This window comes from Acidisphaera rubrifaciens HS-AP3 (assembly GCF_000964365.1).
GTDB classification, from domain to species: domain Bacteria; phylum Pseudomonadota; class Alphaproteobacteria; order Acetobacterales; family Acetobacteraceae; genus Acidisphaera; species Acidisphaera rubrifaciens.
This window is the reverse complement of record NZ_BANB01000903.1, coordinates 1-725: the sequence shown is the minus strand read 5'-3', so window position 1 is coordinate 725 and position 725 is coordinate 1. Positions and strand designations below refer to the sequence as shown.

Annotated in this window: 1 protein-coding gene; it reads right to left on the bottom strand. The window is 72.8% G+C overall.

The features are described 5' to 3' along the window. A partial coding sequence (locus B8460_RS18900) for a transglycosylase domain-containing protein (RefSeq protein WP_048863174.1) occupies positions 1 to 725 on the bottom strand: 725 nt, incomplete at both ends.

Below are 725 nucleotides of genomic sequence, written 5' to 3'. Positions count from 1 at the left end.
ACGGCGGTGGGGCTGAAATAGTCGGCGATCCAGTCGGCGAACCAGCCGCCGCCGCCGCCGCGCGGGGGAAAGGCGATCTGTGCCGAGGCCGCGTCCACCTGCGCCTGCGTGATGGCGCCGGTCGCGACCATCGCGGCCAGCACCTCGCGCGTGCGGGCGGTGGCGGCGGAGGGGCTGCTGCGCGGGTTGAAGCGGGACGGCGCGCGGGCGAGGCCGGCGATCATCGCCGACTGCCACAGGTTCAGCCGGCGGGCGGGGATGCCGAAATAGATCTGCGCCGCCGCGTCCACGCCCCAGGCGCCGCCGCCGAGATAGATGCGGTTGAGCCAGATCTCCAGGATCTGCCGCTTGGTGAAGTGCCGTTCCAGCCAGAGCGTGAGCAGCAATTCCTGCACCTTGCGCCGGAAGGTGCGGGCATTGGTCAGGAACAGGTTCTTCGCCACCTGCTGCGTGAGCGTCGAGCCGCCCTGCACCGTGTGGCCGGCGCGCAGGTTGGTCCAGGCGGCGCGGGCGATGCCGATCGGGTCGATGCCGAGATGCCACCAGAAGCGCCGGTCCTCGATCGCGACGACCGCCGCCGGGAGCGCGGGCGGCAGGTCGGACAGGTGGACGGTCGCGCCGACCACGTCGCCATAGGTCGCGAGCACGCTTCCGTCGCGCGTCTCCAGCGTCAGCGACGGGCGGCGCACCGCCTGTGCCGCCGTCTCGGGGCGCGGCAGGTCCCA